Source organism: Pseudomonas soli (genome assembly GCF_900110655.1).
GTDB classification, from domain to species: Bacteria; Pseudomonadota; Gammaproteobacteria; order Pseudomonadales; family Pseudomonadaceae; genus Aquipseudomonas; species Aquipseudomonas soli.
Genome location: NZ_FOEQ01000013.1, coordinates 70,061 through 94,701 on the forward strand (window position 1 = coordinate 70,061; position 24,641 = coordinate 94,701).

General features: G+C 65.1%; 19 protein-coding genes, 1 pseudogene and 1 riboswitch. Of the genes and pseudogenes, 13 read left to right on the forward strand and 7 right to left on the reverse strand.

All coding sequences use genetic code 11. From position 1 onward, the window contains the following. Positions 1–2 precede the first annotated feature (2 nt). From eutC to BMY03_RS22325, 6 genes are all read left to right on the forward strand, one after another. Positions 3–821 carry an ethanolamine ammonia-lyase subunit EutC gene (gene eutC, locus BMY03_RS22300; protein ID WP_094012295.1) on the forward strand — a complete coding sequence of 273 codons (819 nt, stop codon included), beginning with the start codon at positions 3–5 and terminating at the stop codon, positions 819–821. A gap of 107 nt (positions 822–928) precedes the next feature. Further along, a complete protein-coding gene (locus tag BMY03_RS22305) occupies positions 929–1,387 on the forward strand; it encodes a GNAT family N-acetyltransferase (RefSeq protein ID WP_023629652.1) in 459 nt (152 codons plus the stop codon). Between the two features lie 309 nt (positions 1,388–1,696). Further along, the gene (locus BMY03_RS22310; protein WP_094012296.1) at positions 1,697–2,344 is read left to right on the forward strand and encodes a DedA family protein; all 648 of its coding nucleotides are present in this window, start codon (positions 1,697–1,699) and stop codon (positions 2,342–2,344) included. Between the two features lie 7 nt (positions 2,345–2,351). Then, the gene (locus tag BMY03_RS22315; protein WP_094012297.1) at positions 2,352–3,167 is read left to right on the forward strand and encodes a M90 family metallopeptidase; all 816 of its coding nucleotides are present in this window, start codon (positions 2,352–2,354) and stop codon (positions 3,165–3,167) included. A gap of 91 nt (positions 3,168–3,258) precedes the next feature. Beyond that, entirely contained in the window at positions 3,259–3,786 is a 528-nt protein-coding gene (gene ppa, locus BMY03_RS22320) for an inorganic diphosphatase (RefSeq protein ID WP_003255365.1), read from the forward strand. A 184-nt stretch (positions 3,787–3,970) separates the two neighbouring features. After that, the gene (locus BMY03_RS22325; RefSeq protein WP_023629649.1) at positions 3,971–4,669 is read left to right on the forward strand and encodes a LexA family transcriptional regulator; all 699 of its coding nucleotides are present in this window, start codon (positions 3,971–3,973) and stop codon (positions 4,667–4,669) included. Positions 4,670–4,922: 253 nt separating this feature from the next. Here the strand turns inward: BMY03_RS22325 and BMY03_RS22330 are convergent, their stop codons facing one another. Further along, a complete protein-coding gene (locus BMY03_RS22330) occupies positions 4,923–7,862 on the reverse strand; it encodes a TonB-dependent receptor (RefSeq protein ID WP_094012298.1) in 2,940 nt (979 codons plus the stop codon). Between the two features lie 170 nt (positions 7,863–8,032). Between BMY03_RS22330 and BMY03_RS22335 the strand changes: the two genes are divergently transcribed. Both BMY03_RS22335 and BMY03_RS22340 read left to right on the forward strand, forming a co-directional pair. Next, positions 8,033–8,572, forward strand: a complete 540-nt coding sequence (locus BMY03_RS22335) for a sigma-70 family RNA polymerase sigma factor (protein ID WP_023629462.1) — start codon at positions 8,033–8,035, stop codon at positions 8,570–8,572. Continuing rightward, complete coding sequence (locus BMY03_RS22340; protein ID WP_094012299.1) at positions 8,565–9,494, forward strand: FecR domain-containing protein; 930 nt, start codon at positions 8,565–8,567, stop codon at positions 9,492–9,494. The genes BMY03_RS22335 and BMY03_RS22340 overlap by 8 nt, the downstream gene beginning before the upstream one ends. 321 nt (positions 9,495–9,815) lie before the next feature. On the opposite strand, the gene BMY03_RS22345 is transcribed toward BMY03_RS22340, so the two are convergent. From BMY03_RS22345 to BMY03_RS22355, 3 genes and pseudogenes are all read right to left on the reverse strand, one after another. Further along, a complete protein-coding gene (locus tag BMY03_RS22345; protein WP_094012300.1) occupies positions 9,816–11,270 on the reverse strand; it encodes a hypothetical protein in 1,455 nt (484 codons plus the stop codon). A 216-nt stretch (positions 11,271–11,486) separates the two neighbouring features. Continuing rightward, the gene (locus BMY03_RS22350) at positions 11,487–12,692 is read right to left on the reverse strand and encodes an RtcB family protein (protein WP_038707268.1); all 1,206 of its coding nucleotides are present in this window, start codon (positions 12,690–12,692) and stop codon (positions 11,487–11,489) included. A 39-nt stretch (positions 12,693–12,731) separates the two neighbouring features. Beyond that, positions 12,732–13,640: pseudogene (locus tag BMY03_RS22355) on the reverse strand (slipin family protein); the annotation flags it as partial. 1,225 nt (positions 13,641–14,865) lie between these two features. Between BMY03_RS22355 and rtcR the strand changes: the two are divergent. After that, on the forward strand, positions 14,866–16,449 hold the full coding sequence (gene rtcR / locus BMY03_RS22360; protein WP_094012301.1) for an RNA repair transcriptional activator RtcR: 1,584 nt from the start codon (positions 14,866–14,868) through the stop codon (positions 16,447–16,449). A gap of 36 nt (positions 16,450–16,485) precedes the next feature. After that, a riboswitch (FMN riboswitch) is annotated at positions 16,486–16,627 on the forward strand. Positions 16,628–16,707: 80 nt separating this feature from the next. Continuing rightward, positions 16,708–17,358 (forward strand): 3,4-dihydroxy-2-butanone-4-phosphate synthase, encoded by a 651-nt coding sequence (gene ribB, locus BMY03_RS22365; protein ID WP_094012302.1) that lies wholly within the window; start codon positions 16,708–16,710, stop codon positions 17,356–17,358. An 88-nt stretch (positions 17,359–17,446) separates the two neighbouring features. On the opposite strand, the gene BMY03_RS22370 is transcribed toward ribB, so the two are convergent. The 3 genes from BMY03_RS22370 to BMY03_RS22380 are packed head-to-tail and all read right to left on the reverse strand — an operon-like array spanning position 17,447 to position 21,207. Then, positions 17,447–18,640, reverse strand: coding sequence for an SGNH/GDSL hydrolase family protein (locus tag BMY03_RS22370; RefSeq protein ID WP_094012303.1), 1,194 nt, complete (start codon positions 18,638–18,640; stop codon positions 17,447–17,449). A 1-nt stretch (position 18,641) separates the two neighbouring features. Continuing rightward, the gene (locus tag BMY03_RS22375) at positions 18,642–19,805 is read right to left on the reverse strand and encodes an SGNH/GDSL hydrolase family protein (protein WP_232888215.1); all 1,164 of its coding nucleotides are present in this window, start codon (positions 19,803–19,805) and stop codon (positions 18,642–18,644) included. Continuing rightward, a complete protein-coding gene (locus tag BMY03_RS22380; protein WP_052062238.1) occupies positions 19,792–21,207 on the reverse strand; it encodes an MBOAT family O-acyltransferase in 1,416 nt (471 codons plus the stop codon). The genes BMY03_RS22375 and BMY03_RS22380 overlap by 14 nt, the downstream gene beginning before the upstream one ends. 216 nt (positions 21,208–21,423) lie before the next feature. Here BMY03_RS22380 and BMY03_RS22385 point away from each other — a divergent pair, with 216 nt between their 5' ends. The 3 genes from BMY03_RS22385 to dxs all read left to right on the forward strand — a co-directional run bounded on the left by BMY03_RS22385 (position 21,424) and on the right by dxs (position 24,580). Next, positions 21,424–21,666 carry an exodeoxyribonuclease VII small subunit gene (locus BMY03_RS22385; RefSeq protein WP_011531978.1) on the forward strand — a complete coding sequence of 81 codons (243 nt, stop codon included), beginning with the start codon at positions 21,424–21,426 and terminating at the stop codon, positions 21,664–21,666. Beyond that, entirely contained in the window at positions 21,663–22,550 is an 888-nt protein-coding gene (ispA, locus tag BMY03_RS22390; protein ID WP_094012304.1) for a (2E,6E)-farnesyl diphosphate synthase, read from the forward strand. The genes BMY03_RS22385 and ispA overlap by 4 nt, the downstream gene beginning before the upstream one ends. A 134-nt stretch (positions 22,551–22,684) precedes the next feature. Further along, the gene (gene dxs, locus BMY03_RS22395) at positions 22,685–24,580 is read left to right on the forward strand and encodes a 1-deoxy-D-xylulose-5-phosphate synthase (protein WP_094012305.1); all 1,896 of its coding nucleotides are present in this window, start codon (positions 22,685–22,687) and stop codon (positions 24,578–24,580) included. Positions 24,581–24,641 lie beyond the last annotated feature (61 nt).

The window sequence follows — 24,641 nt, forward strand, 5'->3', positions numbered from 1 at the left end:
GCATGGAACGACACACCCCCACCCCCGACAACCCCTGGCTGGCCCTGCGCAACCTGACGCCGGCACGCATCGCCCTGGGCCGCACCGGCATCAGCCTGCCGACCGGCGCCCAACTGGACTTCCAGTTCGCCCATGCCCAGGCCCGCGACGCCGTGCACCTGCCCTTCGACCACGTCGGCCTGCGCCAGCAACTCAGCGAGCGCGGGCGCGACAGCATGCTGCTGCACAGCGCCGCCAGCGACCGCCACCAGTATCTGCAACGCCCGGACCTGGGCCGACGCCTGCACGAGGGCTCGGCCCAGTGTCTGCGCGAGCACGCCCAGGCCAACCCTGGCGGCGTCGACCTGGCCATCGTTGTTGCCGATGGCCTGTCGGCGCTGGCCGTGCACCGCCACACCCTGCCCTTCCTGAGCCGCTTCGAGGAACAGGCCGCCGCCGATGGCTGGAGCAGCGCCCCGGTAATCCTGGTGGAGCAAGGCCGGGTCGCGGTGGCCGACGAAGTGGGTGAGCTGCTCGGCGCACGCATGACGGTGATGCTGATCGGCGAACGCCCAGGCCTGAGTTCACCCGACAGCCTGGGCCTGTACTTCACCTACGCGCCGAAGGTCGGCCTGACCGACGCCTACCGCAACTGCATCTCCAATGTGCGCCTCGAAGGCCTGAGCTACGGCATGGCCGCTCATCGCCTGCTGTACCTGATGCGCGAGGCCTGCAGGCGCCAGCTGTCGGGGGTGAATCTGAAGGACGAAGCCGAGGTCCCTAGTATCGACAGCGAAGATTCTGCCGGGAAAAACGGAAACTTCCTGCTCGGTGAAGGGTAAAAAACATGTCACCGAAGGCGGATTGCGCTTCTAGCCTGCTTTAGGCAGCATGCCAGTGGACGCTGCTGGCAATCCGCCGTATTCCCAATGGACTCAGAGGCCCGCCCATGCGCATCATCCAGGCAACCTTGGAACACCTTGACCTGCTCACCCCATTGTTCGTGAAATACCGCGAGTTCTATGGGCAACTGCCTTACCCGGACAGTTCGCGGGCCTTTCTCGAAAAACGCCTCAAGCGCAAGGAATCGATCATCTACCTGGCCCTGCCGGATGATGGCGATGACCGCCTGATGGGCTTCTGCCAGCTCTACCCGAGCTTCTCATCGCTGTCGCTCAAGCGCGTGTGGATCCTCAACGATATCTATGTGGCCGAAGACTCGCGGCGCATGCTGGTGGCCGACAACCTGATGCGCGAGGCCAAGAAGATGGCCAAGAAATCCAACGCCGTGCGCATGCGCGTGTCCACCAGCAGCGACAACGAGGTGGCGCGCAAGACCTATGAATCCATGGGCTTTCGCAAGGACACCGAGTTCGAGAACTACATCCTGCCGATCAGCCAGGATTGAAGTCCGTACGGAAAATTTCGCACAGAGCCTGATCGATACGTCGGCATATCGTGCAGTGTGGGAGCGGGTTTGCCCCGCGATTGCCAGGACGCCCCTATCGCAGGGCAAGCCCGCTCCCACGAAACCGTATGCCCCCATATTGTCGTAACCCCCCGCTACAAACTCTCCGGGCACAATCCGGACTTCGCCGTATAATCCCCCTCCTGTCATGTGCGAAAAGTTACCGGCACAACCGGTAAACCTCCCCAACCATGGCACTGTCCGTCATCGCGTGCCCGTAGAAGCGGGTCAAGAACACAGGTGCTGTACATGGATTTCAACCCGCTGGACCTCATCCTGCATCTCGATGCCTACCTCGATCTGCTGGTCAACAACTACGGTCCCTGGATCTACGCCATACTCTTCGCCGTGATCTTCTGCGAGACCGGCCTGGTGATCATGCCGTTCCTGCCGGGTGACTCGCTGCTGTTCATCGCCGGCGCCGTGGCCGCCGGTGGCGGGATGGACCCGGTACTGCTGGCCGGCCTGCTGATGGCCGCGGCAATCCTCGGCGACAGCACCAACTACGTGATCGGGCGCACGGCGGGCGAACGCCTGTTCCGCAACCCCAACTCGAAGATCTTCCGCAAGGACTACCTGCAGCGCACCCACGAGTTCTACGAGCGCCATGGCGGCAAGACCGTCACCCTGGCGCGCTTCCTGCCGATCCTGCGTACCTTCGCGCCGTTCGTCGCCGGTATCGCCCACATGCACTACCCGCGCTTCCTGGCCTTCAGCGTAGCCGGCTCGCTGCTGTGGGTGGGCGGCCTGGTGACCCTGGGCTACTTCTTCGGCAACGTGCCGTTCATCAAGCAGCACCTGTCGCTGATGGTGGTGGCGATCATCCTGCTGTCGCTGATACCGATGATCCTTGGACTGCTGCGCGGCCGTTTCGGTCGCACGGCCAAGGCCCACTGACCTGGGCATGTGGTCGTTCAGCGCCTGGCGGCGCCGGCGCACCCTGGCCCGCTATCCGGTCGATCCACAGCTGTGGCAGGTGATCCGTGATCGCCTGCCGCTGCTCGACGGCATCAGCGACGAAGAAGACCGCTGGTTGCGTGACGCCTGCGTGCTGTTCCTGCACGACAAGCACCTGACCACCCTGCCCGGCGTCGAGCTGGACGACGAGCAGCGCCTGTTCCTCGCCGCCCAGGCCCAGTTGCCGCTGCTGCACCTGGGCGAGCTGAACTGGTACCAGGGCTTCCACGAGATCATCCTCTACCCCGACGACTTCAAGAGCCCTCAGCGCCACCGCGACAGCAGCGGGGTCGAGCATGCCTGGGACGCCGAGCACAGCGGCGAAGCCTGGCAGCAGGGACCGGTGATCCTCGCCTGGCCCGGCGTCCTGAGCAGCGGCGGCTGGGAAGCCTACAACCTGGTCATCCACGAACTGGCGCACAAGCTGGACATGCTCAACGGCGATGCCAACGGCCTGCCGCCCTTGCACAGCGGCATGCGCGTGGAGGACTGGGCCCAGGCCATGCAGCAGGCCTACGACGACCTGAACCGCCAGCTCGACGCCAACCCCGACGCCGAGACGGCCATCGACCCCTATGCCGCGGAAAACCCGGCCGAGTTCTTCGCCGTCACCAGCGAATACTTCTTCAGCGCACCCGACCTGCTGCATGAGGCCTACCCGAAGGTCTACCAGCAGCTGTCGCTGTTCTACCGCCAGGATCCGCTGGGCCGCCTGGCACGTCTGCAGGCCGAGCACCCGGACTACCGCGCCAGCCACGGCTGAAAGCCGCACATCAGGCCGGGCGTGGCACCCACTGTGGGAATGTGCCTATAATCGCCGCCACTTTTTTGATCAAACACGGGGGCATTGCCCAATGAGCTACAGCAAGATTCCAGCCGGCAAAGACCTGCCGAACGACATCTACGTCGCCATCGAGATCCCGGCCAACCACGCGCCGATCAAATACGAGATCGACAAGGACAGCGACACCCTGTTCGTCGACCGTTTCATGGCCACCCCTATGTTCTACCCGGCCAACTACGGCTTCATCCCCAACACCCTGGCCGACGACGGTGATCCGCTGGACGTGCTGGTCGTGACCCCGTACCCGGTCGCCCCAGGCTCGGTGATCCGCGCCCGTCCCGTTGGCGTGCTGAACATGACCGACGACGGTGGCGGCGACGCCAAGGTCATCGCCGTTCCTCACGACAAGCTGTCGCAGCTGTATGTCGACGTGAAGGAATACACCGACCTGCCTGCCCTGCTGATCCAGCAGATCGAGCACTTCTTCGCGAACTACAAGGATCTCGAGAAGGGCAAGTGGGTCAAGATCGAAGGCTGGGAAGGCGCAGACGCCGCCCGCGCCGCGATCACCAAATCGGTCGCAGCCTACAAGGGCTGAACCTGACACGAAGAAAACCCTGCTCCGGCAGGGTTTTTTTTATGGACATTCGCCGCAGCCTGGCGGCCTATCGACTTATCCTACGCAATCCTAAGGCGCACCCTACAATTCAACACGTTTCCTACAGATCACTTCGACATCGGGTTGATTTCCACGCACTTCAAGGAACTATAGACTCGCTGTCATGAAAACATCCGGCGACCGTCTCAAAGCCCTCCTTTTGGAGTGCAACCTGACCCCTTCAGACTTTGCCGCCCAGCGCAAGATCACGCCGCAGCACGTCAACAACTGGTTCAAACGCGGCGTGCCCCAAGCCCGACTCGAGGAGATAGCCGATCTGTTCTGCGTCCGCATGCGCTGGCTGCGCAGTGGAGAAGGCCCGAAGCATCCGACCCCGCTTCGCCCCGTCCGATCCACCTGTTCTGCCAGTCCCTTGCCGCCGCCACTGCTGGCCTTGGACACGGACATGGCGCATTTGCCCCTGCATCACCTGGAGCAGGGCCGTCTGCAAGTTCTGCCCGGGCACTACCAGCCGGTCCCCCGCCGGGCCCTGGAGGCCCTGGAGGTCACAACGGCAAACGCCATCTGCCTCGGCATGCCATGCAACAGCATGGCCCCCCTGCTGCCCGAAGGCGCCCTGCTTGCTATCGACTGCGGCTTTACCCGGGTCGTGGAGGGCGAGTGCTATGCGCTGCTGCACAATGGCCGTCTGCGAGTGCAGCGTCTCTCCGTTGGCCACAACGGCACGCTGTGCCTGCACAGCCATGACCGCCTCAACCACCCCAGCGAACGCTACACAGCCTATCAACGTCGCGTGCAGAAGCTGGAAATCCTCGGCTGGGTGTTCTGGTGGTCATGCCTGCGCCCTGTGCGTCCGGGCTGAAACACCTCGCACCACTTTTTGCTGGGCAGGGACCCCGCACACGGGTATGCTACGCGGCACATCATGCCCCCTGATGGTGCAAGCCGCATTCCAGAGGGCCTGGCGACGCCTCACACAGCCGTCCGCCATCTTTTTCCGGCCATGTTGCCAACCGTTTAAGGCGGTTGCGGCTTATCAAAAATGAGCCAAGACCGTCCCCGAGAAGCCGGCCACAAGCCGGCTTTTTAATGCCTGTCGACAAGCAAGGCACCCCTCAGAATCGCGCCACCATCCCCACCCGCCAAGTCCGTCCAGGTGCCGGCATGAAGCTCTGCGCCAGCGGATCCAGGTAGTAGCGGTCCGTCAGGTTCTGCACCGACACGTTCAGTTCGGTGTGCTCCAGCACCTTGTACTTGAGGAACAGGTCGAACAGCGCCACCGAGCGATAGTCGATCTGCGGTGTGGTGGCGCCGGTCTGCCAGGGCTTGTCCATCTGCGCGGTGGGCCCCGAGGTATAGGTCATGCGCCCGCCCACGGTCAGCGCCTCGTCGAAGAAGCGCAAGCCGGTGAGCAGATTGGCCGAGAAGCGTGGCGGGTTCTGCGTGTTGGTGTATGAGCCCATGTAGCTGCCCGGCGTGCAGTCCGGGGTGTCGTGGGTACGTTGGTACTGATTGGCGCTGGCGCGCAGCTTGCCGGCAAAGGCCGCGTCGCAGGTCTCGGTCATCAGGTAGTAGGTGGCCGACAGGTCGGCGAACACCCGTCCGGCATCGTAGTGCGACTGCAACTCCAGGCCGCGGGTGTGGAAGCTGTCGGTGTTGCTGAAGGTCATTTGCCCCCACAGCCCCGGGCTTGGGTCATAGTAGCGGGTGATGTAGTTCTTGATGTCGTTGTCGAACCAGGCCAGCTTGGCCGACGCCTCGTCACCCGCGGTCAGCAGGTCGCTGCGCAAGGCACTCACGCCCACTTCCCAGCTGCGTGAGCGCTCGGGCTTGAGGTGCTTGCCCGGGGAGACCTGCTGGGTACCCTGGCTGGTCTCGAACAGCGAAGGCAGGCGCAGGCCCTGGGTGTAGGACGCGTACACGAAAGTGTCGGGGAGGAACTCGACATTGATGCCGAAGGCCGGCGAGAAACCACCGCCGCTGCTCTTGCCCTGTGGGGTGTAGTCATAGCCGGTGACCACTCGGTTTACACCTTCAGGATGGACAACCACATTGGTCGCGCCGGACTCATTGAACGGCACGCCATTGAACGGCTCGTTGCTGTTTTCGAAGACAATGCCGTTGTTCAGGCGCGGGTCGGTGGCGTCGGTGTACTGGCCGTTCTGGTCCGGGAACCATATCATGCTGCCCCAGTGCCCCGGGCTGCTGGCGGTGATCCAGCGCATTTCGCGCTCCTCGCGGCGCGCCTCGGCCAGCACCGTGTTGTCCTTGGTTCGGTAGTGGGCATAGCGGCCGCCGCCCCACAGCGTCACCGTCTCGACAGGCTTGTACTCCAGGTTGCCGTTGAAGCTGAACTCCTGACGCGAGGCATCGCGCAACATGCGGTTGGCGTTGATGTCGTGCTGGGTGGCCACGACGCTTTTCTGCGGCTGCAGGTCCTCGAGCTGGAAGGCACCGCCCAGGTCGAGCTTGAAATCGCCATGGGCGGTGGTGAAGCGCGACACGTTGCTCAGGTCGCCGCCGATGCGGCGGTTGTCCTGGCGCGACCAGGCGCGGTCGGTGCGGAACAGCTGCGACTTGGGAGCCATCCAGGCCGCGCTCAAGGTGCTGGTCTTCGAGTCGGTCATCCACAGGTTGCTGGTGAGGTCCACCCACGGATTGCCCTCGGGCAGGTAGTGATAGCGCGCGGTGTACGTGTCGATCTCGATTTCGCTGGTGGGGTACTGGTAGATGCCGGCGGTGCCGTAGCGGAAGATGTCCGACGGCATGATCTCGCCCATGTGCCCGTCGAAGCGCCGGTAGCCGAGGTCCAGGGTGTGGTCGTCGGCCAGCCGCCAGGTGGTCTTGAGCAGGTAGGAGTCGGTCTCGAACGACGAGTTGAGCACTTCCTCGCCGGCATTGTAGGTGTTGGCGACACTGGCCTGCTCCTCGCCCCAGCGATCATAGAGGCGGTAGCGGTCCTGGCCCTTCTTGCCGGAGAAGTAGTTGCCCTGGTTGCGGTGCGCATAGGCCGCCACCAGGTCGAAGCGCTCGTGGGAATAGGCGAAGGCGGCGCTGCCGGACTCGGCCTTGGAGCCGAACAGGCTGCCGCGCTCATCACGCGGCGCCGCACTCAGGTCCTCGTCGCGGGAATGGCGGTTGCGGTGCTCGGGTTCGACGCCGTTGTTCCACAGGTTGCCGGTCAGGCGCACGCCGACGTCCTTGCCATCGACCAGGATGTCATCCACGCCGATGGTCTTCATCTCCACCGAGCCGCCAATAGCCCCCGATCGGGTACTGGGGCCCTTGTTCACGGTGACGCTGCTGATCAGGTCGGGGTCGATGTAGCTGCGCTGCTGGGTGCCGCCGTAGCCCCGGTAGACATCCACCGCCTGCTCCGAGCCATCGACCCTGACCGCCACCCGGCTCTGCCCCTGGATGCCGCGAATGTTGACGTCCAGCGCGCCGCCGTTGCGGCTGTCGCCCACCTGCACGCCGGCCACGCCCTTGAGCATGTCGCCCACCGACACGGTGCTGAAGCGGTCGAGGTCTTCACGCGACAGGTGCACCGTCGAACGCGGCGCGCGGTAGGTGTCACGCTGCGGGTCGACCATTTCGCTGGAGGCGACCACGGTCGGTGTCAGCTCGGTTGCCGTCGCCGATGCCTGGGCCTGGGCCTGGGCCTGCGGGATGAGGATGTATGCCCCCCGTGAGGTGGGCAGCAGTTGCAGGCCGGTATTGGCCAGCAGGCGGCGGGCGCCCTCCTGCACGGTGTAGCGGCCCTTGAGCGCTGGCGCGGCGCGGCCGCGGGTCAGGTCGGGATCGTAGGACAGCAACAGCCCCGATTGCTTGGCGAACACGCCCAGCGAAGTGCCCAGCGGCCCCTGGGCGATATCGTAGTCGCGGCGCGTGGCGTCGTCGGGTCGGCTGTTCTCGGTTGCCGCCGGGGCGGCCTGGGCCAGGCTTGCGCCAGAGCCCAGCAAACAGCCGAGCACCGCGCAGCGCACGGCGAAGCTGATCGGGGACAAGCGTTGCGATGGGCGCGAAACAGGGGGAAGCCGATAGCTGGCGGGCATGTTTTTCTCGCTCGTGAGGTCAGTGCCCGGCACTCGATGCGGGCTTGCACCTCTTCTGTCGCACGACAGCGAAAAAGGTATATGCGTGCGATTCGCATTTTCACTTGATCTTGTGATTTAGCCAAATCTAGTGATAATTGTTTGCATTTACGCCCTTGACCCCGCTGCCCATGACCCTCTTCAAGAACCCACCACGGCACATCCAGCACTGCGCCGTGACCGCGCTGTACGTCGAGCACCACGCCTGGTTGCGCGGCTGGCTGGCGTATCGCTTGCGCTCCTGGGGGCGTGGCGTGGCCGATGACCTGGCCCAGGACATTTTCGTGCGCGTGCTGGCCAGCCGGGACACCACCCAGCCCGATACCCTGCGCCAGCCACGTGCCTACCTGGCCCGTATCGCCAATTGCGTCCTGGTCAGCTGGCGTCGGCGGCATTCCCTTGAGCAGGCCTGGCTCGAGGCCCTGGCGTTGGTGCCCGAAGTCGAACATCCGGCGCCCGAGCAGCAGAGCGTGATTCTCGAGACCCTGCACGAGATCGATGCCGTGCTCGACAGCCTGCGGCCACGGGTCAGGCAAGCCTTCCTGATGGCAACACTGGACGGCATGAAGCAGAAAGACATCGCCCAGGCACTGAACATCGCCTTGCCGACGGTGAAGAAATATATTCACGAGGGCTACGTCGCCTGCCTGAGCCAGATGCCCGATGAGTGACCAGCCCCCCATCGCCCAGGCCATTCTCGCCCAGGCCGCCGCCTGGCTGCTGTTGATGCAGGAAGGGCCGCTGACGCCGGCACAACAGCTCGAACTGGAGCACTGGCGATACCGCGACGCCGAGCACGAACGTGCCTGGAACCGGGCACAGCGCCTGCTCACCCGCCTCGGCACCCTGCCTCCCACCCTGGCCCGACAGACGCTGGTGCGCCCCGACAGCAGCCGGCGCACCGTGCTGCGCAGCCTGCTGGTGTTGCTGGGCGCGGCACCACTGGGCTGGTGGGCATGGCGGCGCAATGAAGGTGGCACCGAGTACTTGACCGCCTTGGGCGAACGCCGGGATGTGCTGCTGGCCGACGGCACCCAGGTTTCCCTCAACAGCCACAGCGAGCTGAGGGTGCGCTTCACGGCCGAGCAGCGCCTGCTGCACTTGCGCCGGGGCGAGATATACATCGTCACTGCGGCGGACCCGTCGCGGCCTTTGCGGGTGCGGACCGGGCAAGGCCTCATGCAGGCGTTGGGCACCCGCTTCAGCGTGCGCCAGTTTCCCCAGGAGACCCTGCTCGCGGTGTACGAAGGCGCCGTACAGGTCCAGCCCGAAGCCGCCGGCGGTGTCATCGTCCAGGCAGGCTCGCAGCTGCGCTTCAGCCGTGATCGATTCGATCCACTGGAGGATGCACGCGACGCCCAGCTGGCCTGGCGCAATGGCCTGCTGATAATCGACGAGATGCCGTTGTTGCAATGGACCCAGGAACTGATGCGCTACAGCGACCAGCGCCTGGTCTGCGACCCGGCGTTGGCCAAGTTGCGGGTTTCGGGCAGTTTCCCGATCGATGACCTGCCCCTGGCCCTGGCCATGTTGGCCCAGAGCCATAAGCTGCGTACCCGCAGCGAGGCCGGCGGGATATTCATCAGCCGCTGACATCCCGCAAGCCCCCCAGCAGATACCGTGTAACGCGAAGAAATGCCAGCACCTGGCTATTGCCCCGGCACCGCCGCCAATCGGAGTGTTCGTATTGCAATGAATTCTCATCAAGGCAATCCCATGCCCCCAAGCTTTTCCTCACCGGCCGACGATAGTGGCAGAGCCTCGCCGGCACACTGGCGCAGGCTCGCTATGAACGCTTCCCGAGGCTGGGACACGGCCCGATGCTGGCAGCCTCGCTGCATAGGGTGGTGGAAGGGATGTACAGCAAGGGCCGCCCGCAGGCGCCGGCCAATCACTTGGCCCGCGCCTCACGCATCAGGCCTGGCGAGCGGGCTCGGACGCTGGCCGGACCGGCGTCTCGATGAGGCTTCTCCAATGCTCGATGATGGTTTCCGGCACACCCAACGACTTGCGCAGCGCCTCTACACGCTCCACCGGGTAATTCGCGAAACGCTCGTTCATGAAGTCGAGGTTGGGATTCTTGCCACTCTTGTCACCATCGCAGACGCGGTACAGCGTAACCTTGGTTTTCCGGGTGCACGGCAGCAGCACGTTACGCTCGAGTTCATCGTCGAGCCACCCATAGCGGTGGCAGCTGGTACCCCCGGTATCCCCCGGGGCGCACATATCGCGCACATCATGGCTGATCTTCGCTTCACGGTCCTTGATGATCCGCTGCCACAGCTCGGCGGCGAAATCGGCGTACATCTTCGCGGCCCTGGCAACTGTGCCGGTCCCAGGCTGGCCATAACTGGACTGCAGCGGGCTGCGTAGCGTGCCATCGCGTCCCAGGCCCTTCGGATCGACAAAAGCCATCTCCTGGAACAACGCAAGTTGTACACCGGCAGCAATCAGGAACACGCCGAAACCGAGCTTGGCGTACTTCTCGTTCATCAGCGTGCCCAGCATTCCCCCCGGGCCCGAGAGGTAAGTGGTCTCGTACTTCTGCAAAAGCGCGTACAATTGCTGGCGATCTTCCGGCAGCGTGAGATCGAGTGATTCCTTGGCCGGCAGGTATTCGGTCTCCAGGTGCTGCTGGATGCTCTTGATCGAGCCGTCGATGCTATCGATCAGGCTTTGCTGCAATTCACCACCGACAATCCTTTTGAGCTCAACATAGACCTGGTCGAAGTAGCTCGGCACGCCTGGCGGAAAGGCCTGTTCGAACAGTGCCTTGCCAATTGCACCACCAACAGCGGAGGCCAGTGACGAGGCAAGCTTGCCACCGAGCTCACCGAATGCCGCTGCAACGACATCCGTCGAGCTCAGTTCCAGATCCGCTGCTGGAGAGTTCACCTGGCCAACTGCCTCGATGAACAGCAGCTGGCCATCCTGCCCCACCACCACATCCTTGAACAGGTACACCAGCTGCCCGTAGTTGGTAGTGCGCAACAGTGCCACCGAACGGACACGACAGCCGTTGTACGGTTTGCCGAGAAACGCAAAGCTCTCCTCCTGCAAGGTTTCGCCTTCCAGCAATGGCGTTTGACGCTCCACAGCCTGGCGGATACAGGCAGTACGCGCGGCATGCTGCCTGAGCACCGAATCGCGCAACGTCGGCAAGGTATCGGCCGAGGTGAGCGGGATAGCGGACATCAGCCTGGTCATCTGCTGCAGACGCTCTTCATCCACGTCCTGCTCGCCATACTGTGCGAGGTAACGCAGCAGGTGTTGACGGGCATAGTCCGGGGGCGCCTCGGCCTGCACTTTGGCAATGCCAAAGAGGAAACTCACGTTGGTGACCTGATCGAGCTCTTTCGCTGCCTGCATGACGACTCCTGTGTCACTTCAATCAACCGGGTGGGTGCGGAAAATCGTGAACTGCTGGGGTTCGAGTGGCACGGTCGGGCCGTGAACGGCTGACCGGAAAGCAAATAGATATCAAAGCGCCATCATGAATACCGCAATCCGTTTGAGTCGGCAATACGCCTGTGACACTCGGTCGAGCACTCGAACAGCTGCTCCAGAGCAGCCCAGTCGCCCGCTTCAACCTTTCACACACACCACCTGCCGCAGGGTGTGCACCACTTCGACCAACTCACGCTGGGCCTGCATCACTGCATCGATATCCTTGTAGGCCATCGGGATCTCGTCGATCACATCCTTGTCCTTGCGGCACTCCACGTGGGCAGTGGCGCGCTGCTGGTCTTCGACCGTAAAGCGGCTCTTGGCCTTGGTGCGGCTCATCACCCGCCCCGCACCATGGCTGCACGAGCAGAACGATTCCTCGTTGCCCAACCCACGCACAATGAAACTCTTCGCGCCCATGGAGCCAGGGATGATGCCCAGCTGGCCCTTCTGCGCCGACACCGCGCCCTTGCGGGTCACCAGTACCTCGCGGCCGAAGTGCTGCTCTTTCTGCACATAGTTGTGGTGGCAGTTGACCGCCTCGAGGCTGGCCTCGAACGCTTTGCCCAGCACCTTGCGGGTGGCGGCGACCACCGCCTGCATCATCAGTTCGCGGTTGTGCCGGGCGAAGTCCTGCGCCCACTCCACCGCCTCGACATAGTCGGCGAAGTGCCGGCTGCCTTCCTCGAAATACGCCAGGTCACGGTCCGGCAGGTTGACCATGTGCTGACGCATGTCGGCCTGCGCCAGTTCGATGAACAGGTTGCCGATTGCGTTGCCGACGCCACGCGAGCCGCTGTGCAGCATGAACCAGACGCGGTCGGCCTCGTCCAGGCAGACCTCGATGAAGTGGTTGCCGCCGCCCAGTGTCCCCAGGTGTTGGCGGTTGTTGGTCTTCTCCAGGCGCGGATGCTTGTCGGTGATTGCCTTGAAGCGCCCGGCCAGGCCGCTCCAGACCTGGTCGGCCTGGTTCGGCACGTTGTCCCAGGCCCCCTGGTCGCGACGGCCGAAGGTCTTGCCATGGGGCACGGCCTTCTCGATGGCTGTACGAAGGCCATGCAAGTTGTCCGGCAGGTCACGGGCATGCAGCGAGGTACGCGCGGCGATCATGCCGCAGCCGATGTCCACGCCCACCGCCGCCGGGATGATCGCGCCCACGGTGGGGATCACGCTGCCGATGGTCGAGCCCTTGCCCAGGTGCACGTCCGGCATCACCGCCAGGTGCTTGAAGATGAACGGCATCTTCGCCGTGTTCATCAGTTGCTTGCGGGCGTCGTCCTCGACCGGCACACCGTCGGTCCACAGCTTGATCGGCTTGCCGCCCGCCACTTCGAGTATGTTCATTACCTTGTTCCTTGTTGCGTTACGTCGTGTCGCACAGGGTCAACCCGCCTTGAGGCTGACCATGCCATTCAATACCTGATCCAGGCCACCGAACACCGAAATCCGGTCGATGCGCTCGGCCACCCGCTCCAGGGTTTCCAGCTCTTTCAGGCGCAGGGCCGTCGGGTTGCCTTCCATCACCTTGGCAGTGTTGAGCAGCGAGCGGGTCGCCTGGGTTTCCTCACGCCGCCGGATCACGTTGGCCTGGGCTGCCTTCTCTGCCTCCACCACCTGCGCCAGCAGGGTTTTCATTTCGCCCGGCAGGATGATGTCGCGCAGCCCGAGGCTACCTACTTCCAAGCCACTGCCCGGCAACTGCGCCTGCAGGTGCTCGGTAACGCTGTCGTCGATCAGTTGTTTGTTCTCCAACAGCTCATCGAGGGTCCGGGTGCCCACCGCCGCACGCAGGCCGAACTGCAGCTCGCGGTACAGGTGCTCAACCGGCTTGCTCATCTGCCCATGGGCACCGAGCACGTCGGTATAACGCCAGTTGGCCACCAGACTCAGGCGCAGGTTGACCTTGTCGCGGGTGAGAATCTCCTGGCCGCTCACCTCCAGTGCCTGCAGGCGGGTGTCGACCATCTCCACCGCTACCTGGCTGCCGCAACGCCAGTAGCCATGCTGTCCGGGCTCGAGCACCCCGGCCACCACGCCGTCGATCTTCAGCACGCCGACATGGAAGGCCGGCACCAGCGCCAGCAGCACATGGTCCATGCCGGCGATACCCGGGCGATTCAGGCGGGTCACCAACTCGGCGTCCAGGCACTGGCCATGGGTCAGGTCGAGACGTTGCAGCTCGTGCCTGGCCTGGTCTTTCCAGTAGGCACGGCGGCTGTCCGGCGGCAGCACTTCGACCAGCTTGCCGTCCTCGAAGCGCAGCCCGACCTCATGCTCGCTCAGGTCCATGCACACCAGGTGCTGGTCCATGCCACGGGCGAGCAACTCCCGGACGTTGACGTCCGAAACAGGGCGACGCGTATCCACCGTGTCCACCACTACCTGGGCGCCGCAGCGCCAGAATCCATGCTGCCCGGCCAGCAGCAGGTCGACCACGACACCATCGATGCGCAGCACACCGACGCTGAAGGTCGGCACCGTCACCAGCAGCACGTTGTCCATGCCGGCGATTCCCGGCTTGTTCAGGCGTGCCAGCAGCTCGGCGTCCAGGCGCCGCCCCTGGGCCAGATCGATCCGCGTCAGGCTCTGCCGGGTCTGACCTTTCCATTGCAGGCGGCGGCTGTCAGTTGCCAACAGTTCCTTCAACTGACCATCCTCGAAACGCAGGCCCACTTCGTTTTCGGCCATGTCCAGGGTAAGGAAATACTGCTCGACCAACGCCGGCTCATGTTGGCGCAGATAGCGCTCGAGGGGATAGTCGTGCAGCGGGGAATCCTGGGGGCAGGTCTTCAGCGTCAGCCGCCCCTGCCAATCGAAACGCTTGTACTGGCCCGGCTCGAGGATCGCCTCGAAATCGCCATCGTTCAGCAACAGGCCGTGTTCGTTCTTCTTCACTACAAAGCGCTTCAACATGTTCATCTTGCTCATCCTTTGTTCAATGTCCTTGGTTGCCGGGGTCGCCAACCCATCGGGCGTCGCGAGCGAAGCCTGGCGGAGTCCGGGGCCGGGAGCATTGCTCCAGCGGCCACCATCGTTGCGCCAGGCCCGGCCGGCGAGCCGGGTGGGCCAGCGGCGGGCCAGGCGTCCTTCGCAGTGACGGGCCGTCCTGGCCCTGCTTGCGTTGCCTGTGCCCACCCGGCGGGTGTTGCGGTTACAGCTACCTTAGGAGGGTAGTGCCGGGGCTTTGCCCGGCGAGCGTCTGCGCCGGCCTTTCCAGGGGCCCAGCGCAGCAATGACCGGTCGTTGCGGCGGCGGCATGCACGACACCGACACCTGAAGGTGGGTACGTGCACCGGCGGGGGGTTCCCCTGTCCCGAGGGCCTGCCTGGCGATGCGGTCGAGAGGGATATAGCGAGCGGCGTGCCAGGTTTTCATTCGTTCTTGAAAAATCTTTTAATTATCTGATTTATAAGAATTTATTTTTTATTGCGCGTTAAGCTGCACATTGCAACGTGTCATACCTATTTCACTTTTCGTATATCCTGAGATACATATTTATCTTTTTGGATAATCACGGATGACCAAGCCCCTCGTTGCCATCGGTTTTCTCGGCACCACCCTCGACCGCAACGGCAAGGGTGCGGCGCGCTGGAACAGGTGGCGGCCAACCATCGGCCTGTGCCAGCAATCCGACCTGCCCCTGGACCGCCTGGAACTTATCCACGGCCCCGACGCACGCGACCTCGGCCTGGCCGAGCGCATCCGCGCCGACATCCAGCAGGTCTCGCCCGGCACCGAGGTGCGCCTGCACCCGCTGGCGCTGCGCAACCCGTGGGATTTCGAGGAGGTCTACGGCGCCCTGCACGACTTCGCCAGCGGCTACAGCTTCGACACCGAGCACGAGGACTACCTGGTGCATATCACCACCGGTACCCACGTCGCGCAGATTTGCTGGTTCCTGCTCACCGAGGCGCGCTACCTGCCGGCGCGCCTGGTGCAGACCTCGCCCTCGCGCAAGCACGACGAAAACAGCGACCCGGCCGGCATCGCCACGCTGATCGACCTCGACCTGTCGCGCTACGACCCGATCGCCTCGCGCTTTCGCCGCGAACAGGTCGAGGGGCAGTCGCTGCTCAAGTCAGGCATCGCCACGCGCAACCCGGATTTCAACCGCACCATCGAGCAGATCGAACGGGTCGCCCTGCGCTCGAAGGCGCCGATGCTGCTGGTCGGCCCGACCGGCGCCGGCAAGTCGTTCCTGGCCCGGCGCGTCCATGAGCTCAAGCGCGGTCGTCACCAGTTGGGCGGTCGCTTCATCGAGGTGAACTGCGCCACCCTGCGCGGTGACGGCGCCATGTCGACCCTGTTCGGCCACGCCAAAGGCGCCTTCACCGGCGCGCAGAACGCCCGCGACGGCCTGCTGCGCGCCGCCGACGGCGGCATGCTGTTCCTCGACGAAATAGGTGAGCTGGGCGCCGACGAACAGGCCATGCTGCTCAAGGCCATCGAAGAAAAGCGCTTCTTCCCGCTGGGCGCCGACCGTGAGGTGGAAAGCGACTTCCAACTGATCGCCGGCACCCACCGCGACCTGCGCGCCAAGGTCGCCGACGGCTCGTTCCGCGAAGATCTGTTCGCCCGCATCAACCTGTGGACCTTCGCCCTGCCGGGCCTGGCCCAGCGGCGCGAAGACATCGAGCCGAACCTGGATTTCGAGCTGCAGCGCCACGCCCGTGAGCAAGGCCGCCAGGTGCGCTTCAACCTCGAAGCCAAGCGCCGCTACCTGGCCTTTGCCCACGCCAGCGAAGCACGCTGGGCCGGCAACTTCCGCGAGCTGTCGGCATCGATCACGCGCATGGCGACCCTGGCCGACAGCGGGCGCATCGACGAGGCACTGGTCGAGGAAGAGATCGAACGGCTGCGCTATGCCTGGGGCCTGGAATCGGCAACCGAGCCGCTGCTGGACGGCCGCGAACTGGACCTGTTCGACCAGGTGCAACTGCAGGCGGTGATCGATGTGTGCCGCCGCACCCCTAGCCTGTCCGAGGCCGGGCGCCAGCTGTTCGCGGTGTCGCGGCAGGAGAAGGCCAACCCCAACGACGCCGACCGCCTGCGCAAGTACCTGGCGCGGTTCGGACTCGACTGGCAGCAACTAAAGTCGTAGGGCTTGCCAGCAGTCCGCCACCGTGGGGTATGCTTGCCCGGTCTTCAGGGCGGGGTGAAAGTCCCCACCGGCGGTAAATCGAAAGATGAGCCCGCGAGCGCCCCGGCCATGCCGGGGGTCAGCAGATCTGGTGAGATTCCAGGGCCGACGGTCATAGTCCGGATGAAAGAAGGCGTTTGGCAGGGGCCGCCCAGGCGCCCTTGCGCGCGCATTTTGTTCGCCCCGAGACGTTCATCGATCATTCACGAGGAGCGTTTCATGTCCACCCCGCTTAACAAGCAATTCCCCAACGTCAGTGCCGCCATCGCCGCCTTCCAGGCCGGGCGCCCGGTGCTGCTGCTCGACGACGACGACCGCGAGGACGAAGCCGACATCGTCGCTGCCGCCGAGAACCTGTCGCTGCAGACCATGGCCATGATGATCCGCGATTGCAGCGGCATCGTCTGCCTGTGCCTGGACGAAGCCACCGTCGACGCCCTGCAGCTGGCGCCGATGGTGCAGAACAACCAGGCCCGCCACGGCACCGGCTTCACCGTCACCATCGAAGCCGCCGAGGGCGTCAGCACCGGCGTGTCGGCGCAGGACCGCATCACCACGATCGAAGCCGCGCTGCGCTCCACCGCGCAACAGCGCCACATCGTCAGCCCCGGCCATGTATTCCCGCTGCGCGCCCGTGACGGCGGCGTGCTGATCCGTCGCGGCCACACCGAAGGCTCGGTGGACCTGGCCCGCCTGGCCGGCCTGCGCCCGGCGGCGGTGCTGTGCGAGTTGATGAACCCCGATGGCAGCATGGCCCGCGGCGAACAGGTGGCGGTGTATGCGCGGCAGTACAACCTGCCGGTGCTAACCATCGAGGAGCTGGCGCGCTATCGCGAGGCGATGGTTGAGCTGGAGGCCGAGCCGGCCTGATCCAAAGGCATCGCGGGGCAAGCCCGCTCCCACGCCAAGTACCAAGGTGCTTCGTGGGAGCGGGCTTGCCCCGCGATCAGGCCAGGCCTCAACGCAACCCCAACGGTCCCTTCAGAAACTCATACAAGCCCGCCGCACTCTTGCGATAGCCATCGGCTGTCAGATGGACAAGATCAGGCCGCGCCAGCCCCTGCGCCTGCCAGCCGGCGATCGAGCACGGCCCGCCCATGAACCCCTGCCAATCCCAGAACAGCGCCTTGTGCTTGCGCGCCATCTGCTTCTGGATACGGATCACCGAGGCCAGCGGTTGCGGCTGGCGCGCCGCGCAACTGCGCGCCTTGCGCTGCTTGATCGAGTCCGGTGGGCCGACCAGCAGGATCGCCGTCTGCGGCAGGTCCTTGCGCAAGCCCGTGAGGGTCGCCTCCAACTGCGTCTGGTACAGCGCCAGGTCGAGCTTGTCGTCGAACGCCTCATTGGTGCCGTAGGCCAGGATCACCAGGTCCGGCCGCACGGCCTTGAGGCTGTCGCGCCAACCCGCCTGCCACTTGTCCACCACCTCCAGGCGCGCGCCGTTGATGCCCAGCGTCGAATAGGTCACACCGGCATTCTTCTGCCCCTGCAGGTACCAGCCACCCAAGGCGACGCCACGGCCACCCTCCATCGTCAGGTGCACCGGCAGGCCGACATTGGCGAACGCCGGGCTGAAGCGCCACTGGCCATTGCTGGCCGGCAGCACCCGACGCTGGCCGCCATTGACCAGCAGGCTGGCAGTCCCGCTGGACTGGTACAGCGCCGAGACCTTGTAGCGCTGGCGGTCCTCGTCACGCGCCTGCAGCATCACGCTGGAGCGGTTGGCCTGCGGCAGCGACAGGTAGCCACCCAGGGGAAACTGCTGGCTCTGCTGGTTGCGCGCCGACACCAGCTCCCACTGGCGCTTCTCGCTCTTGATGATCACCCGGTCGTTGCGAATCCCCGGCACCGGCGAGGCTGGCACCAGGCCGATGCCGCCATCGCCGTAGCGCGCCTGTAACAGCTTGCGCAGTTCGCCGCTAAACAGGTCGGCGGCGGTATGCGAGTCACCCAGCTGGACGATGCCGACCGGGGCACGCCTGGCATTGCGCAGCTTGCTCGCGAGCAGGGCGACGTTGCCGTCCTGGCGAGTGACGGGCGTGGCGGTGGGCCGCGCCGCGGGCTGGGCGCTCACGCTGTTGGCGCCGGTGCTGCAACCCGGCGCGGCGCTGATCAGCAGGGCCAGGCCCAGCAGGTGATGCCATTGGCGCATCTCAATGTCCTGTTACGGTCAGGCCAGGGAAGCTGATCAGCGACAGTACCTGTTCGGCGATCATCTTCTGGCCTGTGATGGTGAAATGAATGCCGTCGTCGACCCGCACCTTCACCCGCTTGCCCTGCGCGGTCTGCACCGTGTACGAGAAGCTGGCGTCGGCGTAGCCGAGGATCGGGTTGGCCGACACGTAGTGCTGGCCGTACAGCGCGGTCTGCTCCTGATAGAGCCCGCTGAGGTAGCCCATGGCGGTGGACAGCCGCGCCTTCTCCATGTTCGGCGGCCCGACCCAGATAACCTGCACGTTATGCGAGCGGGCCTGTTCGAGGATCGAATCGATCCGCGCGCGATAGGCCACCTCCCATTCCGGCGACTTGAAGCGCAGGAACGGCTTGCCCTTGCCCTGAGGCATGTCCCACGGGTCGTTGGGGCCGAGGAACACCACCATCAGGCGCACGTTCGGTTCGTGGTCGAGGGTCTCGGCCACGGTCTTCGGCCAGTTGAAGAAGCCCGGGTAGGCAAGGCCGGTGCTCTGCTTGCTGAGGTTGACGGTGCGGATCTGGTAGCGCTTGCGCAAGCTGTTGGCCAGGTGCGGGGCAACGCCCTGCATCAGCGAATCGCCGACCAGGAACACCTCGTCACCGGCGGCCAGGGAGGCCACGGTGCCGGGTTGCAGCAATGCCGGCGCCGGGACTGGTGCCGGAGTTGCCGCTGGCATTGGCGCTGACGCCGGCACTGCCGCGACGGGCTGGGCGACAGCGACGGGCGCGGGCACAGTAGCCGGCGCCGGCGTGTGTGCCGCACCGTGCGGCAGCGGCTTGGCCAGTGCCGCCGGGGTCTGCAGGTCGACCGTGACCACCGGTATCGGTGCGGGCAGCACCTCGGGCAGCGGCGCTTCGACCACCTGCGGCGCTGGCTGCAGGCGCTCGAGCAGGTCGTCGCGGCGCGCCTCGAGCAGTGCCGTCAGTTGCGCGCCCGTGCGCCAGGCCGGCATCTGGCCCAGCAGCGGGATTTCGCAGCTCTGGTGGTACTTCTGCTGGCAGTAGAGCTTGATCGAATCCTGGTTCAGCCAGAACAACAGCGCGGTTGTGACCACGATCGCGTACAGGCCACGGGCGGCGCCCATCTGCACCTGGAACAGCTGTTTGCTATCAGAAGCTTGCATAGATGAACCCCGGCACGCCCGACTGCGAAGCGAAAATCACCAGCGACACGCCGACCCCGAGCGGGATCGGGTACAGCTGCCACGGCAGGCGCTGGAAGGCCGCGCCGCTCTGGCGCAGCAGCACCAGCCATTGTGGATAACTGGCCACGAACAGCACGCAGGCCAGCAGCATCAGGCCCGTGGCACTGTTCAGGCCCGCCAGGCTCAGTTGGGCGATGTCACCGAGCATCTCCAGCGCGCCCTCCAGCGTCGGGCTGCGGAAGAAGATCCAGGCGAACGCCACGTAGTGGAAGGTCATCAACCGCGCCAGCAAGCCCGATCCCGGCAGGCGGGCAAACCCCGGGCACCACTGGCTGAACAGCTTGGAGATGGCCAGGCCCACGCCGTGCAGCGCGCCCCAGATGATGAAATTCACGCTCGCCCCGTGCCACAGCCCGGACACCAGCATCGCCAGCAGCATGTTCAGGTTGCCGCGCCATACCCCCTGGCGGTTACCGCCCAGCGGGATATAGACGTAGTCGCGGATGAAGCGTGACAGGCTGATATGCCAGCGCCCCCAGAATTCCTTGAGGTTGTGCGCGGCATATGGCGCGTCGAAGTTGTCCGGCAGACGGAACCCCAGCAACAGGGCGATGCCGGTGACCAGGTTGGTGTAGCCGCTGAAGTTGAAGTAGATCAGCAGGCTGTAGCCGTACACGCTCAGCAGCACCTGCTCGGGGGTGGCGCTGCCCGGGGTGTCGAACACCGGGTCCACCCACTCGCTGCCCAGCCAGGCACTGAGGAAGAACAGCTTGACCACCGCCATCGCGATCAACCCCAGTGCCCGCTGCGGCTCCAGCACCTGGCGCATGGCTGGCGGGCGGATCTGCGGCAGCATGTGCAGGGCGCGGTTGACCGGCCCGGCCACCAGGCTGGGGAAGAACGCCAGGTATAAGGCCAGGTCCAGCGGCGCCGACGGCGCCAGCTCGCGCCGGTTGATCGACACCAGGTAGCTGACCGAATGGAAGGTATAGAACGACAGCCCGATCGGCACCAGCACTTCCAGCAGCGGCAGCGCCACGTCGAACCCGGCGGTGGCCAGCGCGGCCTGCGCGCCTTCGACGAAGAACGCCTGGTACTTGAACAGGTAGAAACAGCCCAGCACCAGCGTCAACAGCAGCACGCGGCTGAACCAGCGCCCGGGGTAGCGCCCCGCCAGCAGGCCGAGCAAGTACACCAACACGCTGTAGCCCAGCAGGATGTAGAGCGACTGCAGACTGAAACTGGCTACCAGGCCATAGCTGGCCGTCAGCAGCAGCAGGTTCTGCAGCCGGACACTCCAGCACAGGCTCCAATAAAGCAGGAAGAACAGCGTGAAACAGAGGCCGAATTCGATCGAGAGGAAGCTCACAACGTAGTCCATTACATGACGTCGGGGAGGGAAGCCGCTGGCCCGCGGGCCAGAGCGCGCGGATTATGGCAGAGGGCCGCCACCCCCACAATTCGATTGCTCCGCAGATTGCAAGACGGGCCGCTGGGGACAAGTGCAACAAAATGCGACGAACTCCCCCTGCAATTTGCTCCCCCTGCCCCGCTCTGCTAGTGTCGCGCCGTTCTGGACACCACCGAGACTGTCGCCATGGCCCGCAAAAAAGCCTCCATCGATTTCGAACAATCCCTCGCCGACCTGCAAGCCCTGGTCGAGCGCTTGGAGAACGGCGAACTGTCGCTGGAAGAGTCGCTGGCCGCCTTCGAGCAAGGCATTGCCCTGACCCGCGATTGCCAGGGCGCCCTGGCCCAGGCCGAGCAGAAGGTGCAGATCCTCCTGGAGCGTGACGGCGAGCTGGCCGCGCAGCCGTTCGACGCGGAGCCCGAGGCATGATCGCCCAGTACCAGGCAAGTGCCCAGGCTCGGGTCGACGCGGCCCTGGAACCCTTGTTCCAAGCCCCCTCCAAGGAGCTCGAGCGCCTCTACGCGGCCATGCGCTACAGCGTGATGAACGGCGGCAAGCGCGTGCGCCCGCTGCTGGCCTACGCCGCCTGCGAGGCCTTCGGCGTGCCGGCGGAGCAGGCCAACGGCGCTGCCTGCGCAGTGGAGCTGATCCACGCCTACTCGCTGGTACACGACGACCTGCCGGCCATGGACGACGACGACCTGCGCCGCGGCCAGCCCACCACTCACAAGGCCTTCGACGAAGCCTGCGCAATCCTCGCCGGCGACGGTTTGCAAAGCCTGGCCTTCAACGCCTTGCTCGACCCGCGCCTGAGCCCGCAGCCAGACGCCATCCGCCTGCAGATGGTCCAGGCCCTGGCCAAGGCGGCCGGCCCCGCGGGCATGGTCGGCGGCCAGGCCATCGACCTCGGCTCGGTGGGCCTGAAGCTCGACCAAAAAGCCCTGGAGTACATGCACCGGCACAAGACCGGCGCGCTGATCGAAGCCAGCGTGCGCCTCGGCGCCCTGGCCAGCGCCCGCGCCGGGCAGGTCCAACTCGATTTGCTGCAGACTTATGCACAGGCCATTGGTCTGGCGTTCCAGGTGCAGGACGATATCCTCGACGTGGAGAGCGACACCGCCACCCTGGGCAAGCGCCAGGGGGCCGATATCGCCCGCGACAAGCCAACCTACCCAGCGCTGCTCGGGATGGAGGCGGCCAAAGCCTATGCCTTGGAGCTGCGCGACCAGGCGCTGGCCGCGCTGGCAGGCTTTGGCGACAATGCCGAGCCACTGCGGGCGCTGGCTCGCTACATCGTCGAGCGCCGCCACTGAGGCACCCGTGGGAGCATTGGCGCACCGCCGCTCCCACGTTGATCAACGACACCTTCACCACACCCGACTGAATGGGCAGCTTTTCCTACAATGGGGTAAACTGCCGCGTCTTCACACCTATAACGACTCGCCTGATGCCCACGACGTTTCAAGAGATCCCCCGCGAACGCCCGGTCACGCCGTTGCTGGACCGCGCCGACACGCCCGCCGGCCTGCGCCGGCTGGCCGAAGCCGACCTGGAGACCCTGGCCGACGAGCTGCGCCAGGACCTGCTCTATACCGTTGGGCAGACCGGTGGGCATTTTGGTGCGGGCCTGGGCGTCATCGAGCTGACGATCGCCCTGCACTACGTCTTCGACACCCCGGATGACCGGCTGGTGTGGGACGTCGGCCACCAGGCCTACCCGCACAAGATCCTCACCGGCCGGCGCGAGCGAATGCTCAGCCTGCGCCAGAAAGACGGCATCGCCGCCTTCCCGCGCCGCAGCGAGAGCGAGTACGACACCTTCGGCGTCGGCCACTCCAGCACCTCGATCAGCGCCGCGCTGGGCATGGCCATCGCCGCCCGCCTGCAGAACGACCCGCGCAAGTCGATCGCGGTGATCGGCGACGGCGCGCTGACCGCCGGCATGGCCTTCGAGGCGCTGAACCACGCCCAGGAAGTCAACGCCGACATGCTGGTGATCCTCAACGACAACGACATGTCGATTTCGCGCAATGTCGGCGGCCTGTCCAACTACCTGGCCAAGATCCTTTCCAGCCGCACCTACGCGAGCATGCGCGAAGGCAGCAAGAAAGTGCTGTCGCGCCTGCCCGGTGCCTGGGAAATCGCCCGCCGCACCGAAGAGTACGCCAAGGGCATGCTGGTGCCGGGCACGCTGTTCGAGGAGCTGGGCTGGAACTACATCGGCCCGATCGACGGCCACGACCTGCCGACCCTGATCGCCACCCTGCGCAACATGCGCGACCTCAAGGGCCCGCAGTTCCTTCACGTGGTGACCAAGAAGGGCAAGGGCTTCGCCCCGGCCGAGGTCGACCCGATCGGCTACCACGCCATCACCAAGCTGGAGCCGGCCGACAAGCCGGTCGCGCCGAAGAAGGCCAGCGGCCCGAAATACGCCTCGGTGTTCGGCCAGTGGCTGTGCGACATGGCCGCCGCCGACAATCGCCTGGTGGGCATCACCCCGGCGATGAAGGAAGGCTCGGACCTGATCGACTTCAGCGAACGCTACCCGGAGCGCTACTTCGACGTCGCCATCGCCGAGCAGCACGCGGTCACCCTGGCCGCGGGCATGGCCTGCGAGGGTGCCAAGCCGGTGGTGGCGATCTACTCGACCTTCCTGCAGCGCGCCTATGACCAGCTGATCCATGACGTGGCGGTGCAGGACCTCGATGTGCTGTTTGCCATCGACCGCGCCGGCCTGGTCGGCGAGGACGGCCCGACCCACGCCGGTGCCTACGACCTGTCCTATCTGCGCTGCATCCCCGGCATGCTGGTGATGACCCCTAGCGACGAGAACGAGCTGCGCAAGATGCTCAGCACCGGCCACCACTACAAGGGCCCGGCCGCCGTGCGTTATCCACGCGGCACCGGCCCCAACGCGCCGATCAGCGGCGACCTGGAGCCACTGGAGATCGGCAAGGGCGTGGTCCGCCGCCAGGGTGGCAAGGTCGCCCTGCTGGTGTTCGGCGTACAGCTGGCCGAAGCCCTGCAGGTAGCCGAGCAGATCGATGCCACCGTGGTCGACATGCGTTTCGTCAAGCCTCTGGACGAGGCGCTGGTGCTGGAAATGGCCGCCAACCATGAGTTGCTGGTGACCATCGAAGAGAATGCCATCATGGGTGGCGCCGGCGCAGCGGTGGGCGAGTTCCTCGCCCGCGAAGCGGTGGTCAAGCCGCTGCTGCACCTGGGCCTGCCGGATATCTATGTCGAGCATGCCAAGCCTGCGCAGATGCTGGCCGAGTGCGGGCTCGATGTGGCAGGGATCGAAGCCTCCGTCAAAGCCCGAATGGCCAAGCTCGGCCTGTAATCCCTGGGACCGCTTTGCGGCCCATCGCCGCGGTTCGTCGCCACGACAAGCCGGCTCCCAC

Bases quoted from the DNA above. Each gene is read 5' to 3' on its own strand.
- eutC (WP_094012295.1), top strand. From the start codon at position 3: ATGGAACGACACACCCCCACCCCCGACAACCCCTGGCTGGCCCTGCGC.
- BMY03_RS22305 (WP_023629652.1), top strand. From the start codon at position 929: ATGCGCATCATCCAGGCAACCTTGGAACACCTTGACCTGCTCACCCCA.
- BMY03_RS22310 (WP_094012296.1), top strand. From the start codon at position 1,697: ATGGATTTCAACCCGCTGGACCTCATCCTGCATCTCGATGCCTACCTC.
- BMY03_RS22315 (WP_094012297.1), top strand. From the start codon at position 2,352: ATGTGGTCGTTCAGCGCCTGGCGGCGCCGGCGCACCCTGGCCCGCTAT.
- ppa (WP_003255365.1), top strand. From the start codon at position 3,259: ATGAGCTACAGCAAGATTCCAGCCGGCAAAGACCTGCCGAACGACATC.
- BMY03_RS22325 (WP_023629649.1), top strand. From the start codon at position 3,971: ATGAAAACATCCGGCGACCGTCTCAAAGCCCTCCTTTTGGAGTGCAAC.
- BMY03_RS22330 (WP_094012298.1), bottom strand. From the start codon at position 7,862: ATGCCCGCCAGCTATCGGCTTCCCCCTGTTTCGCGCCCATCGCAACGC.
- BMY03_RS22335 (WP_023629462.1), top strand. From the start codon at position 8,033: ATGACCCTCTTCAAGAACCCACCACGGCACATCCAGCACTGCGCCGTG.
- BMY03_RS22340 (WP_094012299.1), top strand. From the start codon at position 8,565: ATGAGTGACCAGCCCCCCATCGCCCAGGCCATTCTCGCCCAGGCCGCC.
- BMY03_RS22345 (WP_094012300.1), bottom strand. From the start codon at position 11,270: ATGCAGGCAGCGAAAGAGCTCGATCAGGTCACCAACGTGAGTTTCCTC.
- BMY03_RS22350 (WP_038707268.1), bottom strand. From the start codon at position 12,692: ATGAACATACTCGAAGTGGCGGGCGGCAAGCCGATCAAGCTGTGGACC.
- rtcR (WP_094012301.1), top strand. From the start codon at position 14,866: ATGACCAAGCCCCTCGTTGCCATCGGTTTTCTCGGCACCACCCTCGAC.
- ribB (WP_094012302.1), top strand. From the start codon at position 16,708: ATGTCCACCCCGCTTAACAAGCAATTCCCCAACGTCAGTGCCGCCATC.
- BMY03_RS22370 (WP_094012303.1), bottom strand. From the start codon at position 18,640: ATGCGCCAATGGCATCACCTGCTGGGCCTGGCCCTGCTGATCAGCGCC.
- BMY03_RS22375 (WP_232888215.1), bottom strand. From the start codon at position 19,805: ATGCAAGCTTCTGATAGCAAACAGCTGTTCCAGGTGCAGATGGGCGCC.
- BMY03_RS22380 (WP_052062238.1), bottom strand. From the start codon at position 21,207: ATGGACTACGTTGTGAGCTTCCTCTCGATCGAATTCGGCCTCTGTTTC.
- BMY03_RS22385 (WP_011531978.1), top strand. From the start codon at position 21,424: ATGGCCCGCAAAAAAGCCTCCATCGATTTCGAACAATCCCTCGCCGAC.
- ispA (WP_094012304.1), top strand. From the start codon at position 21,663: ATGATCGCCCAGTACCAGGCAAGTGCCCAGGCTCGGGTCGACGCGGCC.
- dxs (WP_094012305.1), top strand. From the start codon at position 22,685: ATGCCCACGACGTTTCAAGAGATCCCCCGCGAACGCCCGGTCACGCCG.